This is a genomic window from Gordonia otitidis NBRC 100426, assembly GCF_000248075.1.
GTDB classification, from domain to species: domain Bacteria; phylum Actinomycetota; class Actinomycetes; order Mycobacteriales; family Mycobacteriaceae; genus Gordonia; species Gordonia otitidis.
Genome location: NZ_BAFB01000098.1, coordinates 33,299 through 48,016 on the forward strand (window position 1 = coordinate 33,299; position 14,718 = coordinate 48,016).

General features: G+C 65.7%; 15 protein-coding genes. 8 read left to right on the forward strand and 7 right to left on the reverse strand.

Going from position 1 to position 14,718, the window contains the following annotated elements; genetic code table 11:
• Nucleotides 1-28: 28 nt before the first annotated feature.
• Together GOOTI_RS10010 and GOOTI_RS10015 are read left to right on the forward strand one after the other, a co-directional pair.
• On the forward strand, nt 29-2,431 hold the full coding sequence (locus GOOTI_RS10010; RefSeq protein ID WP_007238470.1) for an Rv0361 family membrane protein: 2,403 nt from the start codon (nt 29-31) through the stop codon (nt 2,429-2,431).
• Nucleotides 2,428-2,772, forward strand: a complete 345-nt coding sequence (locus GOOTI_RS10015; RefSeq protein WP_039993875.1) for a hypothetical protein — start codon at nt 2,428-2,430, stop codon at nt 2,770-2,772. Before GOOTI_RS10010 ends, GOOTI_RS10015 begins: the two co-directional genes overlap by 4 nt.
• 20 nt (nt 2,773-2,792) lie before the next feature.
• Here the strand turns inward: GOOTI_RS10015 and GOOTI_RS10020 are convergent, their stop codons facing one another.
• Nucleotides 2,793-3,305 (reverse strand): hypothetical protein, encoded by a 513-nt coding sequence (locus GOOTI_RS10020; RefSeq protein ID WP_039993876.1) that lies wholly within the window; start codon nt 3,303-3,305, stop codon nt 2,793-2,795.
• A gap of 134 nt (nt 3,306-3,439) precedes the next feature.
• On the reverse strand, nt 3,440-4,474 hold the full coding sequence (fbaA, locus tag GOOTI_RS10025) for a class II fructose-bisphosphate aldolase (RefSeq protein ID WP_007238472.1): 1,035 nt from the start codon (nt 4,472-4,474) through the stop codon (nt 3,440-3,442).
• Between the two features lie 189 nt (nt 4,475-4,663).
• On the opposite strand from fbaA, the gene GOOTI_RS10030 reads away from it, so the two are divergent.
• Nucleotides 4,664-5,380, forward strand: a complete 717-nt coding sequence (locus GOOTI_RS10030; protein WP_039993885.1) for a VTT domain-containing protein — start codon at nt 4,664-4,666, stop codon at nt 5,378-5,380.
• A gap of 104 nt (nt 5,381-5,484) precedes the next feature.
• On the forward strand, nt 5,485-6,216 hold the full coding sequence (locus GOOTI_RS10035; RefSeq protein WP_007238474.1) for a DedA family protein: 732 nt from the start codon (nt 5,485-5,487) through the stop codon (nt 6,214-6,216).
• 52 nt (nt 6,217-6,268) lie between these two features.
• Here GOOTI_RS10035 and GOOTI_RS10040 read toward each other — a convergent pair whose 3' ends face one another.
• Together GOOTI_RS10040 and GOOTI_RS10045 are read right to left on the reverse strand one after the other, a co-directional pair.
• Complete coding sequence (locus GOOTI_RS10040; protein WP_007238475.1) at nt 6,269-7,483, reverse strand: FAD-dependent monooxygenase; 1,215 nt, start codon at nt 7,481-7,483, stop codon at nt 6,269-6,271.
• 62 nt (nt 7,484-7,545) lie between these two features.
• Entirely contained in the window at nt 7,546-8,805 is a 1,260-nt protein-coding gene (locus GOOTI_RS10045; RefSeq protein WP_007238476.1) for an MFS transporter, read from the reverse strand.
• A gap of 48 nt (nt 8,806-8,853) precedes the next feature.
• On the opposite strand from GOOTI_RS10045, the gene GOOTI_RS10050 reads away from it, so the two are divergent.
• The 4 genes from GOOTI_RS10050 to GOOTI_RS10065 all read left to right on the forward strand — a co-directional run bounded on the left by GOOTI_RS10050 (nt 8,854) and on the right by GOOTI_RS10065 (nt 12,474).
• On the forward strand, nt 8,854-9,651 hold the full coding sequence (locus tag GOOTI_RS10050; protein ID WP_007238477.1) for an IclR family transcriptional regulator: 798 nt from the start codon (nt 8,854-8,856) through the stop codon (nt 9,649-9,651).
• A 119-nt stretch (nt 9,652-9,770) separates the two neighbouring features.
• Nucleotides 9,771-10,868, forward strand: coding sequence for a cupin domain-containing protein (locus GOOTI_RS10055; protein ID WP_007238478.1), 1,098 nt, complete (start codon nt 9,771-9,773; stop codon nt 10,866-10,868).
• Between the two features lie 45 nt (nt 10,869-10,913).
• Nucleotides 10,914-11,732, forward strand: coding sequence for a fumarylacetoacetate hydrolase family protein (locus GOOTI_RS10060; RefSeq protein WP_007238479.1), 819 nt, complete (start codon nt 10,914-10,916; stop codon nt 11,730-11,732).
• On the forward strand, nt 11,722-12,474 hold the full coding sequence (locus GOOTI_RS10065; protein WP_007238480.1) for a maleylpyruvate isomerase family mycothiol-dependent enzyme: 753 nt from the start codon (nt 11,722-11,724) through the stop codon (nt 12,472-12,474). Before GOOTI_RS10060 ends, GOOTI_RS10065 begins: the two co-directional genes overlap by 11 nt.
• A 233-nt stretch (nt 12,475-12,707) precedes the next feature.
• Here GOOTI_RS10065 and GOOTI_RS10070 read toward each other — a convergent pair whose 3' ends face one another.
• The 3 genes from GOOTI_RS10070 to GOOTI_RS10080 form a co-directional block, all read right to left on the reverse strand.
• Nucleotides 12,708-13,382, reverse strand: coding sequence for a TrmH family RNA methyltransferase (locus GOOTI_RS10070; RefSeq protein WP_007238481.1), 675 nt, complete (start codon nt 13,380-13,382; stop codon nt 12,708-12,710).
• Nucleotides 13,383-13,386: 4 nt separating this feature from the next.
• Nucleotides 13,387-13,965, reverse strand: coding sequence for an orotate phosphoribosyltransferase (gene pyrE / locus GOOTI_RS10075; protein ID WP_007238482.1), 579 nt, complete (start codon nt 13,963-13,965; stop codon nt 13,387-13,389).
• 60 nt (nt 13,966-14,025) lie between these two features.
• On the reverse strand, nt 14,026-14,718 hold a 693-nt coding region (locus tag GOOTI_RS10080), incomplete at its 5' end, for a TtfA family protein (protein WP_007238483.1).

Genomic DNA, 14,718 nt, shown 5'->3' on the forward strand with positions numbered 1-14,718 from the left:
TTGGTCGAGGAAGGATTGGTGATCGACGATGCCGCAATCCGGTGATCGGAAATCGGCTGTCACCAAGGCTTTCTCGGTGATCCGGAAGAAGGCCGTCGAACGCCTGGAGGGCGCTTCCAGCCGAGGCGGCTCGTCGCAGACGAAGTCGTCGTCCCCGACACCGAGCGGTTCGTCATCGAAAGCATCGACGGCGACCACGGACGCTCACGCGGGGGGAACTGGTACTTCGGTAGACAAATCTCGGGTCGACGAAGTGGACGCGGACGGCGCGAAGGCCTCTGACCCGCGACCTGCTGGTCCGACTCCGCGCGGCGGGCGTGGAATCGACTCCGCGACCAAGGTGATCTCGCGCGACCAGTTGCCCGATCCGAGCACCCTCGAGGATCTCGACGACATCGATCCGCTCGCAGGCGGACAGAAGCGCGACGCCGCAGAATCCGACGCCTCCGATCCTGACACTTCAGCTTCCGACGCTGACTCCTCCGATTCGAACGGCAAATCCGCGGTCGCCAAGGTGTCAGGCACTGCGTCCCCGAGCGCCACCGACACCACGGTCATCAAGCGTGACGAGCTGCCGGACACCAGCGATATGCCCGAACTCGACGACGTCGACATCACAGGCAACAGCTCGCCGGCCGACGATGACGATGCTGCCGACGGCACCAAAAAAGACGCCGACGGCACCGAAACGGCCGCCGACAGCACCGAAACAGCCACCAACAGCACCACGGAACCCGCCGACAGCACCACGAACCCCGCCGACAGCACCGCAGAAGAAGCTGACGGAACCGCCGAAGACGCCGACGGACACCGCGGAAAAGCTGTGGCAGCGGGTGCGGCCGTGGCTGGCGCTGCCGGGGCGGCGGCGTTGGTGAAGCGCGACGCCGACGGCGAGACCCCGGATGCCGACGCTGACGTCGACACCGCGGGCGTGCCCCCCGCCGACACCGCAGACACCGCAGACACCGACGCTGCGGATACCGACTCCTCCGGAGATACCGACACTTCAAGCGTTGGCTCCGACGAAGCGCACCCTGACGGAACACAAGCCGCCGAATCCGACACAACGGAACCTGAAGCAGAACCTGATACGCCGACGTCCACCGAGTTCCCCGCAGCCGACGAATCCTCTGCCGCCGAGATCGAGGATGCAGACGACACGGCGGATGCTGTCGCCGCCGACCAGGCGAAGGCGGAGTCCGACGCAGAGCTCGAGGAGTCGGATCCCGACGCCGCAGCCGCTGAGGAATCAGCGGAAGAGTCGAGAGCCGACAAGGAAGACGCGGAGGCTCGCCTCGAAGCATTCGAGGCGACGACGGACGCGGGCGACGCGAGCATCGCAGAGGCAGCGACCGACGGTGACATCGGCGATTTCGAACCGATCGACGAGATCGACGACGAGCCCGTCGCCGCCGACGAGTCCGTCCCCGACGAGGACGCAACTGCCGACGACACCGAGAACGTGAGCGACGCCGAGGCCCAGAGCAGCGCCGAGGCCGAGCACGACGACGACCCCACGACGGGGATCGAGACCGATGCCGAGTCGGCCGCGAGCGAGACTGACGAGCCCGACACCGACACAGTCACCGACGAACCCGACACCACAGCCGACGAGCCCGACACCGACGAATCGCAATCGGACACCGACGGCGACACGAGCACAGACGGCGACGCGGAAACAGACAGCGAAGCAGAGGACGCGGAGACCGTCGCGTTGCGGGCGCAGAAGCCCGGCAGCGAGGCCGATCCCACCGATACCGCAGGCTCCGACACCTCGAACAACGAGGACAACGAAGACGGCGCGGCGGGCAAGGTAGCTGTCGCTGCCGGTGGTGCGGCAGCGGTCGGCGCTGCGGCGGCAGGTGCCGCGACCGCAGGCGCCTCGACGTCGCGACCCGCAACGTCGTCTGGTTGGTCGACCACAGCGCACCAGCCGCAAGTGATCCCGCCCGCTGGCTCTACGAAGACCACGACGACCACGCCGCAGAGCACCACGCGATCGAAGCGCGGCCTGCTGCTGACCATCGGCGCGGTGGTCGTCATCGCGCTGATCGTCGTGGGAGTGGTGTGGGGTGTGCTCGCCTCACGCGCCAAGCCCGCCGCCGACGAAGCTGCCGACACAGCGTCGAAGTTCTCCTCCGCGCTGTACAACGGTGACCTCTCCACGCTGCGGTCAATCACCTGTGGCCAAGAGAACCAGTTCTATTCCAATATCTCCGACGCCGACTTCCAGAAGATCTACGACGCCCAGAAGGCGCGTAACGAGTTGGTCCGCACCGGGGACATCAAGGCGTCGAAGGTCACCGACGACGGAGCAAAGGCTGTCGTCGAAGTGACGGCATACCAGACCAGCAAGCCGAACGAACCGCAGACCGTCACCATCAATCTGCAGAAGGACGGCAGCGACTGGAAGGTCTGCACGCCGCGGTGACCGCTCGCCGGGCACCTGGGGCCACTCGCGACAACATCCCGGGCACGGGGTGGGTGCCCGGGCGACAGGCCCCCGGCCATCATCCGACCCAACCGCTGCATGTCGCGCCGCGACCGGGGCGTCGCCCCTACGTTCCTGCTGCCGACGTTGCCGGTCCCGCCGCCCCGCCGCTCCATCCAGCACGCCCACTCGTCGAGAACTCGACGCCGCGGCCGACTTCGCCCAGCTCACGTTCGCAGCGGGTGAGGGTCCAGCGCCGCGTGGATCCTGCCGTGGTCTGTGCGGCGATCACGATGATCGCGCTCGCCCTGACGGTCGTTGTCGGACTGACCTGGACCTGATCTCGGCTCGCCCCCGCCAGCTACCCGTCCGCAGCAATCGAGCGATCGACGAAGCGCGGCAGAAACACTCGCATCCAGACCTCGCGTATCGCAACGCCGACGAGGACGATCAGCATCATCAGGACTGCGCGGAACGTGAATCCGTCGAATGTTCCCGGCGTCGCCAGGACGAAGAAGCCGAGCGAGATGAACGGCACAAGCACAGTGACCAGGCCCGGCGCGATGCGCCGTCCCGCCACCGCATCGATCACCGCTGCAACGATCACCACGACGAACGCGATCAGGGCATACACGCCGACGTCCTGCCACCAGTGCTCCGTCCCCGCACTCCAGCGGACGCCGGCGCCGATCTCATCGGTCGTCCGCAGGGGCGTGTACGCGGTCCATCCGGTGCTGCCCCAGAAGGATGCGTCGACCATCGAGTAACTGCTCCACCAGGTCACACCGCCCGCTAGTAGCACTGCGACCACGAACACCCACCACGCGGCATGGCCGACGACCCGTGCGACACGCATCATCCTGATTCGCCTCATAGCGGACACTATGTCCGATTTTGTTCGCCGAGCACAGCATTCTGCCGACTCGGGGCGGTCGCAGAGACGACTGCGCCCCTCCCGGTTCCGGGAGGGGCGGTCGTGTCGTAGGCGGTCGTGTCGTAGTCAGACGGTCAGGCGCTGATCGACTTTCCGTTGGACTTCAGGTCGCTGCACGCCTCGACGACCCGCTCGGACATGCCGGTTTCGGCCTTCTTCGACCACGAACGCGGGTCGTAGACCTTCTTGTTGCCCACCTCGCCGTCGACCTTGAGCACACCGTCGTAGTTGCTGAACATGTGCCCGGCGACCGGCCGCGTGTAGGCGTATTGGGTGTCGGTGTCGACGTTCATCTTCACGACGCCGTAGCTCAGCGCCTCATGGATCTCGCTCTTGAGCGAACCCGATCCGCCGTGGAAAACGAAGTCGAACGGCTTGGAGCCGTCGGGCAGTCCGAGCTTCTTGCTCGCGACTTCCTGCCCCATCTTGAGTACGTCGGGACGCAGCTTCACGTTGCCCGGCTTGTACACGCCGTGGACGTTGCCGAAGGTGGCTGCGAGGAGGTACTTACCCTTCTCGCCTGCTCCGAGCGCGTCGACGGTCTTCTCGAAGTCCTCTGCCGAGGTGTACAGCTTGTCGTTGATCTCGGCTTCGACGCCGTCTTCCTCACCACCGACGACGCCGATCTCGACCTCGAGAATGATCTTCGCAGCAGCCGCCTTGGCGAGCAGGTCCTGGGCGATCTCGAGGTTTTCGTCGATCGGCACGGCACTGCCGTCCCACATGTGCGACTGGAACAGCGGGTTCTTGCCCGCGTCGACGCGCTCCTGCGAGATGGCAAGCAACGGACGCACGTAGGTGTCGAGCTTGTCCTTGGGACAGTGGTCGGTGTGCAGGGCGATGGTCACGTCGTACTTCGCCGCCACGACGTACGCGAACTCGGCCAGCGCGACCGCACCGGTCACCATGTCCTTGACACCGAGGCCCGAGCCGAACTCGGCACCACCGGTGGAGAACTGGATGATGCCGTCGCTACCTGCGTCGGCGAAGCCCTTGATGGCCGCATTGATCGTCGACGACGAGGTGCAGTTGATCGCGGGGAACGCGTAACCACCCTCCTTCGCCTTCGCGAACATCTCGGCATACTGCTCTGGCGTTGCAATGGGCATGTCACGTCCTCCAACCGGATGGGGTCTCACGCTTCGAGTTCTGTTGACTCCATCTCAGTATGGCAAGTGGCGCTCACGCGTGTGCAAGACGCTCTCACCTGGGCTGCCGTCGCGCCGCACGACGATGTTCGACGCCGCGCTCAACCGCTCGGATCGGTCGATTTGTCCGTTTCCGCTACCCTCGGTGCCGTGACCGCCCCAGTTCTCGACGTTTCCGTACTCGCCGCCACGGCCACCACCGACCTCGCACTCCTTCCGGGTTTTCTTGACCCGGTCAACCTGTTGAACTCGTTCGGCACGTGGATTCTCGCGGGTCTGCTGCTCGTGGTGTTCATCGAGTCCGGGCTGCTCTTCCCGCTCCTGCCCGGCGATTCATTGCTGTTCACCGCCGGCCTGATCGTGGCTGCGAAGTCCGCGGACATCGAACCGTTCGCCCCGCTGTGGGTGCTCCTCGTGACGATCCCGATCGCCGCGTTCTTCGGCGACCAGGTCGGCTACTGGATCGGCAACAGGCTGGGCTATTCGCTCTTCAAGCCCGACGCCCGGGTACTCAAGGAGGCCTACATCGTCGAGGCCAACGAATTCTTCGCCAAGCACGGTCCGGTCACCATCTTCCTGGCTCGATTCGTACCCATCGTGCGCACCTACGCCCCGCTCGTCGCGGGTGCGGCCAAGATGCGCTATTCGGTGTTCCTCGCCTACAACGCGATCGGCGCGGTCGTGTGGGGCGCGGGTGTCACTCTGCTCGGCTACTTCCTCGGCCAGATCGCCTTCATCCGCGACAACGTCGACCTGATCTTCCTGCTGATCGTGTTCGTCTCGGTACTCCCCATCGTCTCCGAGGTGTTCAAGCGGTGGCGCCGCGCGCGACGACCCGTCGTCGAACAGAAGGTCGACGTCGCGTAGCGGCAATACTGTGGAGTCGCGTAGCGGCAATACTGTCGAGTCGCGTAGCGGCTGACAGGCACTCATTGGCTCTCCCACAGCTTGGCCAAGTAGCCTGGTGACCCGTGATCGACACCGCGCTTGCCCACACGACCACTGTGGTCGCACTACCCGGCATCCTCGACCCCATCAATGTCCTCAGCTGGTTCGGGGCCTGGGCATTCTGGGGGCTGCTCCTCGTCGTGTTCATCGAGTCCGGCGTGCTGTTCCCGGTTCTTCCCGGTGATTCCCTGCTGTTCGTTGCGGGCATGGTTGTCGCCGCGGGCGGCAAGGAGGGGATCGACAAGTTCGCATCGCTGTGGCAGCTGCTCATCTTCGTGCCGATCGCCGCGATCCTCGGCGGGCAGGTCGGTTATTGGATCGGGCGGTTCATCGGCATCGAGATGTTCAAACCCGACGCGCGTTTCCTGAAGCAGCGCTACCTGACCGAGGCCCAGGACTTCTTCGACAAGCACGGTCCGATCACCATTTTCCTTGCGCGCTTCGTGCCGATCGTGCGCACGATCGCTCCGATCGTTGCCGGCGCCGCCCGCATGAGGTGGTCGGTGTTCGCTCTGTACAACGTGATCGGTGCGATCGTCTGGGGCGCCGGCATTGTTCTGCTCGGCTATTGGCTCGGGCGGTTCGAGGTGGTGCAGAACCTCATCGAGCCGATCTTCATTCTCATCGTCGTGCTGTCGATCGCTCCGATGCTCATCGAGTGGTACCGCCGCCACCGTGCCGCGAAGAAGGTCGCCGCCGACGCCGTCGCGGCGACACCGACGACCGTCGACGATCCCGGCCCCGGCTCGGTCTGATCGACCATCGATGCCGTCAGATGGGCGTTGTACCGCCAGACAACGTAGCGATTCAAACGGTCAGAGCGTCGGCCGTAGTGCGTTCACTGGAGTAGGCCCACAGCCAGTCGGTGTACTTGTAGCTCGAGGTGTCGCGGGTCCGGAACAGTTCGTTGCGCGCGATGCGCGCTACCCCGTCGAGGTGCCACAGTTCACCCCACATCCGGCCGGTGGTCAGGATGCGGTTGCATCGTGGGGCCCGTTCGGCATTGACGGCCGCCAGTGCTCGGTCCCAAGCATCCGAACCACCAACGGCCAGTTCCTCTTCGGCGTAATCGGCGATGCACTTGGCGTCCTCGATCGCCATCACCGCGCCGGAAGCGAGATACTGCAGCGGCGGGTGCGCAGCGTCACCGAGTAGCATCATTCGGCCGTCGACCCAGTTCTCGATGGGCTCGCGGTCATACATCGGCCACCACCGGTCACGCCACAGGTGATCAGTAGCGCGGCGGACGGTCTCGTGGCAATGGTCGTAGGCATGCGCGAGTTCGTCTGGACCACCCCACTCCTTTTCGCCGGCAGCATATTTCGGTGATTGGAATACGGCGACCTGATTGAGCATCGAGCCGCCGCGCAATGGGTACTGGATGAAATGGCAGCGCGGTCCGATGTAGCCGACCACGTCGGTGATGCCGGCGCCCGCGGGGACGTCCTCCCTCGGAAACGTGCCACGGTAGGCCACGTATCCGGACGCGACGGGTTCGTCGACGGAGAGTTTGCGGCGCAGGCGGGATTTCAGCCCGTCCATCGCCAACACCACATCCGCCTCGTGGGCCCGTCCGTCGGCGGTCGACAGCACCGCCTTGTCACCTTCGGTGGTGACGTCGGCGACGGTCTGCCCAGTGAGCAGTTCGGCGCCCGCTCCGCGCGCTGCGTCGATTATGAGCGAGTGCAGATCGCTGCGGTGGATTACGAAATACGGTCCGCCGTAACGGTTCTGGAAGTCGGCGCCAAGGTCGACGCGGGTCAGCTCTTCGCTGGTGACTGCATCCCGGAAGACAATGTTGCCGGGCAGCACGCCGCGCTGCAGCGCGGTGTCGAGCAGGCCCCAGGAGTCAAGGATGCGTGCTCCGTGCGGGCCGATCTGGAGGCCAGCGCCGACCTCACCGAACTCGGCGGCGCGTTCGAAGAGGGTGACCGAGGCGCCCTTACGCGCCATGGCGAGTGCGGCGGCGGCGCCGCCGATTCCGCCGCCGGCGATCAGGACCCGGGAAGTTGACAATGACATACTTTGACTCCGATCTGGAGGTGAGAAAGTGGAAAACGTTGACGGAGAAGGGTCACCGATCGTCAGGCGGCGATCGGTGACTTGGCGACGGCTGACGGTTGCGAGCTGCGCACCGCGGAGACCGCGATGAGCACCATCGAGGCGATCAACGCGCTCACACCGAAGAGAATGAAGTTGGAGTTCGACCCGAGCCCCGCGGCGATCAGCCAGCCGCCGATCTGCGGCGCGGCGACGGCGCCGATACGTCCGACGCCGAGCGCCCACCCGAGTGCGGTGCCGCGCAACGGCGCAGGATACGCCGAGGCCACCGCGGCGATGATCAGGCACTGGGTCCCGTGGGTTCCTACTCCGGCGAGGACGAAGATCGCATAGATCATGCCGGTAGTCGGGCTGGTCACAAGAAGCAGAAGTGCACCACCGGCTATGAGTGCCGCCACCACTGCGGTGCGGACCGCACCGAATCGCGCTCCGGCCCAAGCGGTCACGACCGATCCGAGCACCGCTCCCAGATTCAGCGCGAGCGCGAAGGTCAGCGCGCTGCCGAGATCGGAGCCGGTCGACTGCATCAGCTTCGGCAGCCAGGTACCCAGTCCGTACCACGCCAGCAGGGTGAACACTGTGGCGATGGCGAACAGAATGCTCAGGGTGCGATAGCGCTCGCCGAGCAGTACCCGGAATCCGACGGGATGCCCGGCGTGATCGACTCGCGCGGCGGGAAAGACGAAGCCGGCCAACGGAACCAACAGCGCCAGCGGGACGAGGGCCAACAGGAACATCGGTTGCCATCCCCAAGCCGGGATGACCGACATACCGATGAGTGCGGCCGCCGATCCGCCCAGCGGCACACCCGACATCATCAGGGTGGCCACCGGTGAGCGCCACCGGTCCGGAACAAGCTCGGCAGCAAGAGCATTGGCCGTCGGCACCAATCCGCCGAGGCCGAGCCCGGCGATCAGACGCAAGATGCCGAAGACGAAGGGTCCGGGCGCGAACGCGCACGCAGCGGTGAACACCGACAGCACGATGGCGCATCCGACGATGGCGTTGCGCCTGCCGATCTGGTCGGACAGTCGGCCGGCGAGAACGGCGCCGATCATCATCCCGAGGAAGGCGAGGCTGCCGAGGGTTCCGGCGGTCGAAGCACTGATGCCCCATTCTTTCTGCAGGCTGCCGATGACGTTGCCGTAGACGATGAGGTCATATCCGTCGAAGACGACGAAGAGCCAGCACACAGTGACGGTGATGGCGGCGCGACGTGGAGACAGGCCGTGACGAGCGGCCGCATCACCCAGCGAGTGGGCGTGATGTGGTGTAGCGGTCATGGCATTACGGTGATGGACACCACAATCCCGTCGCAATATAGTTCTGCTATGCAGAAACGCGTGATCGAGCGGCCGTCTTATGTCATCGCCTCCGCCGATAACGCTCTGCGCCTGGTCGTTCTACTCCGTGACGTGGGCGCGGTGCGTCTGTCGGATGCAGCCGCCGAACTCGGGGTCGCCAACTCGACCGCCCACCGACTCCTCGCCATGCTGGTGTACCGCGGTTTCGCAGTACAGGACGAACATCGCATCTATCACCCTGGGCCGGCGCTCGGAGCCGGACCAGCACGACGAGGCTGGACTCGCGATCTCACCGATCGCGCACGGCCGCACCTCGAGGCATTGACCGCCCAAACTGGGGAGACCTCCAACCTGGTGATCCGCGTGGGAACTCAAGCGAGATTCCTTTACTCGGCCGAATCCGCCACCATCCTGCGGGTTGGGGATCGGCAGGGCCAAGTGCTCGACGCGCACCGCACCGCGGGAGGTCAGGCGCTACTCGCCGAACTCGACGAGGCGGTGCTCACCCAGCTCTACCTGCTCCCCGATGGTCAGGAGCGTCGCGACGACGCCGACCCCCGACTCCCGACCGACGAGTTCGCCGCGTTCACCGCAGCGCTGTCCACGGTCCGCAACTCAGGCGTCGGCATCAACCTCCAGCTGTCGGAGAACGGGGTGTCCGCGTTCGGCATCGCCATCCACAATCACCGCGGCCTGGCTCTCGGCGCGATCACTGTCGCCGTGCCGTCCACCCGCTACCAGCAGCACGCGCGCGGACCGCTGATCGGACAGATGCGCCGGTGCGTGCACGAGATAGAGATCGACGTCGCCGAGCTCGAACCCTGACACCTAGATCCACCCGACCACTGGCCCCTTTTCTTCTGTGCAGAAATCTCGAGATCAAATGTCATCCGCCCTCTACCGTCAGGATTTGTGCTTCACCCCATAGCCAGACGGAGAACGAGATGACCACCACCTCCCGCGAGACCGACACCGCCTACGTCGGCGCCTCCGAAGAAGACGCCGCCCTCAACGCCCTGTACTCCGACTTCAACGCCGCGAACCTGATCCCGCTATGGACCCAAATCGGCGACCTCATGCCGATGTCCCCGGCACCCCAGGCGATTCCATACGTCTGGCGATGGGCCGAACTCCTGCCCCTTGCCGAGCAGGCCGGCAAACTCGTGCCCGTCGGCCGAGGTGGCGAACGCCGCGCGATCGCCCTCGCCAACCCGGGCCTGGGCGGACGCCCGTACGTCAGCCCGACCCTGTGGGCCGCCATCCAGTACCTCGGACCGCGCGAGACCGCACCGGAGCACCGGCACAGCCAGAACGCCTTCCGCTTCGTAGTAGAGGGTGAGGGCGTCTGGACCGTCGTGAACGGAGACCCGGTCGCTATGCGCCGCGGCGACTTCCTGCTGACCCCCGGCTGGAACTTCCATGGCCACCACAACGAGACCGATCAACCGATGGCCTGGATCGACGGCCTCGACATCCCGTTCAGCTATTACGCCGACACCGGCTTCTTCGAGTTCGGCTCCGATGGCGTCACCGACGAGTCGATGCCCAAAGTGTCGCGATCGGAACGCCTGTGGTGCAATCCGGGTCTGCGTCCGCTCGTTGGGCTCGACGCCAGGGCCAGCTCCCCGATCGCGTGCTACCGCTGGGAATACACCGACGCGGCGTTGCGTCAGCAGCTCGAGCTGGAGGCCGAGGGCTACGCCTCGACAACCGAACCCGGTCACGCCGCCGTCCGCTACACCAACCCGACCACCGCCGGCGATGTCATGCCGACCATCCGCGCCGAGTTCCATCGGCTGCGCGCTGGCGCACAGACCGCCAACCGTCGCGACGTCGGCTCTACCGTTTTCCAGGTGTTCGACGGCGAGGGCGAGGTCACCATCGGCGACGACCGCCGCGAGCTGTCCACCGGCGACCTCGTGGTCATCCCCTCGTGGGTGCCGTGGTCATTGGCCACCGACGCCGGGATTGATCTGTTCACCTTCTCCGACGCACCGATCATGGAGCGCCTGCACTTCGATCGCACCCAGATCCAGAAGTAGTACACCCGACAAGCCCACCATCCCCACGAAAAGGACCGCCCCCGGATGAAACTCAGCACCCTCCGCCTCGCCGGCACCACCACTGCCGCCCGTGTCGATGACACCACCGCAACCTTAATCGATGGCTACGCCGATCTGGGAACCCTTCTCGCCCAAGACAACTGGCGTGATATCGCCCAGGCTGCCCACGGTACTACCGTCGCCCTCGACGGCGCCGACTACGCACCGGTGATCCCCCGCCCCGGCAAGGTGTTCTGTGTCGGGCTGAACTACGCGTCGCACATCAAGGAGATGGGCCGCGACCTGCCGGAGTATCCCACCCTGTTCCTCAAGCTCGCCGATGCCCTCACAGGCCCGTACGACGACGTTGTCGTCCCCGACTACGCTGCCTCGCAGCTCGATTGGGAGGCCGAACTGGCCGTCGTCATCGGCATGCAGGCATATCAGGTCACCGCAGCGTCAGCCGCCGACCACATCGCCGGCTACTCGGTCATAAATGATTACACGATGCGTGATTACCAATACCGCACCCTGCAGTGGGATCAGGGCAAGAACTTCGAGAAGACCAGCGGCTTCGGGCCGTGGCTCGACACCGACTACCAGCTCGGCACCCGCATCGAGACCCGACTCGAGAACGAGGTCATGCAGGAATCGACCACCGATGACCTGGTATTCAAGCCTGCTGAACTCGTCGAATATATCTCGCACATCGTGACCCTCAACCCGGGCGACGTCATCATCACCGGCACCACCGGCGGTGTCGGCCACGCCCGCAAACCGGCCCGCTACATCGGCGACGGCCAGACCGTCGAGGTCACCGTCGAGGGACTCGGAACCGTCCGGAACAAGACCATTGTCAAGTAGCGCCAACGCGGCGGGGACCGACATCGCGGGCTACCACCAACTCTCCCTCGATGAACAACTCGCCATCGCCCGCAATGGAACCGCCTATTTCGTACAACACCTGGCACGGGTCTCCGACGACGACCTCGCCGGGTCGTCTCTTCTGCCCGACTGGTCCCGCAAGCATCTCGTCGCGCACGTGGGCTACAACGCCGCAGCCCTGTGCAACCTGATGACCTGGGCAGCGACCGGGTACGAAACACCGATGTATTCCTCGCCCGCGCAACGCAATGAGGAGATCGACGAAGGATCGACGTTGGGGGCGCAGGCCTTGCGTAACCTCGTCGATCACACTGCGGCACGTCTCGACGAGGCGTGGCGCAACCTGCCCACCGAGAAGTGGGACGCGCAGGTGAAGACCATTCAGGGGCGAACTGTCCCGGCCACGGAGACCGCGTGGATGCGCACCCGAGAGGTCTGGATCCACACCATCGACCTCGGTGCCGGTGGCTCATTCGCCGACCTCCCCGAGGCCGTGCTGATCGACCTCTTCGACGACATCGTCGGCGCGTGGGGACGCAAGGGCAGCGGCGCAGATCTGCGGCTGATCACGCCGGTAGGCATCACCGATGTCGACCGGCATTTCACCGGCGACCGTATCGAGGTGCGCGGCAAGTTGTCGGCCGTCGTCGGCTGGATGACCGGACGCACCGTCGACTGTGTGCGGACCTCCACCGAAGTGACTGCGCCGCACTGGCTGTGAGGCGCCGACATCGAGAGATGAAAAGCGCCCACTACTCCGCCGATGTCTCCGCGAGGTTGATCGGCAACCAGCGGCCGTTGGCACCACTGTGGTCGACCGCGAAAACACGGTCGTCGGTGTGCCGAAAGCGATGCGCGCGAGGTGATCGCCGGGGCAAGAACCGTCAAACCGGGGATGTCATTGGCCGAAGAGTATCTACGCGTCGCAGCGCTGCGCGTGCAACGGCTCCTCGATCACCAGGCTGAGTCGAGGTCGGCATGTTGCCGAACCCACGCGTGCATCGCGATGCCCGCCGCCACCCCGGCGTTGATGCTTCGCGTCGAACCGAATTGCGCGATCGACACGGTCAGGTCGGCCTGGGCCTGGGCGTCGTCGCTGACGCCCGGCCCCTCCTGACCGAACAGCAGTACGCAGTCGCGCGGGAGATCGGCGGTCTCGAGCGGCACCGACCCCGGGGTGTTGTCGACGGCGACCACTGCAAGTCCCTCCTCGCGCGCCCATGCCATCAACTCCGACACCGACTCGTGGTGTAGCAGATGCTGGTAGCGGTCTGTCACCATCGCTCCCCGGCGATTCCACCTCCGTCGCCCGACGATGTGGACGGCGGCGGCGGCGAAAGCATTGGCGGTGCGTACAACGGTGCCGATGTTGGCGTCGTGGGCAAAGTTCTCGATGGCCACGTGAAACGGGTGTCGCCGCGAGTCGATGTCGTCGACGATCGCTTCGCGGCGCCAATACCGGTAGGCGTCAACGACATTGCGCGTGTCACCCTCGGCGAGCAACTCCGGGTCGTATCGGGGGTCGTCCGGAACGGGATCGTCGTGTTCGACGGCCCACGGGCCCACCCCGACGGCCGCCCCCGACTGCCATTCCGTTGGGCCGGGCTGCTCGGACGCGTCCTCCGGCATCGCCTCAGGCAAGACCGATATCGGCGAGCCCGAGCAGAGACCGGTACGGTACACCGAGTTTCGTGATCACCTGGTCTGCGCCGGTGGCTCGGTCGACGACAGTCGCAACCCCCACGACAACTGCACCGGCTTCACGCGCGGCTTCGACCGCGGTCGCCGGCGATCCGCCGGTCGTGCTGGTGTCCTCGACGATCAGCACGGCTTTGCCCTCGATGTCGGGCCCCTCGACGCGCCGCTGCATCCCGTGGGCTTTGGCTGCCTTGCGTACCACGAAGGCATCAACGGGACGCCCCGGTGCGTGCATGATCGCCGTCGCGACGGGATCGGCCCCCAAGGTCAGCCCGCCGACCGACTGATACGCCCAGTCGGAGGTGAGTTGACGCATCAACGCACCGATCAGTGGCGACGCCTCGTGGTGCAGCGTTGCGCGCCGCAGGTCGACGTAATAGTCGGCCTCACGTCCTGACGAGAGCGTCACCTTGCCGTGCACCACCGACAGTTCGGCGACGAGTCGCGCGAGTGCAGCGCGAGCTTCGGCGTCGACGTCAGGGGTCGAGGATGCGAAGGGCGTCGATGAAGTCACAGTGGGTTCAATCTTCCTGCTCGTGCGTCGTGGTCGGATGGCTCGAATCCGGTGTCACCATCAGTCACGACGATGGTGCCGATTAGGCCGATCGCCCGTCTCCGGCGGCTGCGCGGTTCGTGAGCGGCGCACCGGCATCGGGGTCATGCCCCGCCCCGTGGTCGGTGTCGACGGCCTGCGCGCGCCCGTCTCGCCCGCACCCTGAGCGGGTTCGCGCCGAGCGCTCGGGGCTGCAGACTCCTGCGCCTGCGCGCGGGCACGCCGTTCCTTGTCGCGCATCGATTCGGTCTTCTCGTCGGCGAACTCCTCGCGTGTGGGTCCGTGCGGATCACGCGGGTCCGGCGGATCCTGCGGGTCCTGCACGGGCGGGAGTACACGAAGCAGATCCGCGAAGCGTCGCACCACTTCGAGTCCGGTGTCCAGCTGGGTCGGATCGTTGGTCAACGGCATCGACCCGAGCGCCCAATTACCCTCGTCCCACAACACCTCGACGTACGACGGCGCGTTGTTGGCCAGCGCGACCATGCGCCGGTCGCACACACGGCGGGCCACGTCGAGATCGTTGGAGAACATGACGCGCGGACCCATCGCCCCGAGTAATTCGACGTCGTCCTCGGCCGGCGCGAGTACGTCTTCGTGACGCAGGTCGACGATCACGTTCGACGGCGTGCTGCGACGCACGGCGATCACGGTCGCGGTGTCAGCGAGGTCGAACACCACCGCTTCGGCACCACCGTAAACGCCATATGCGAC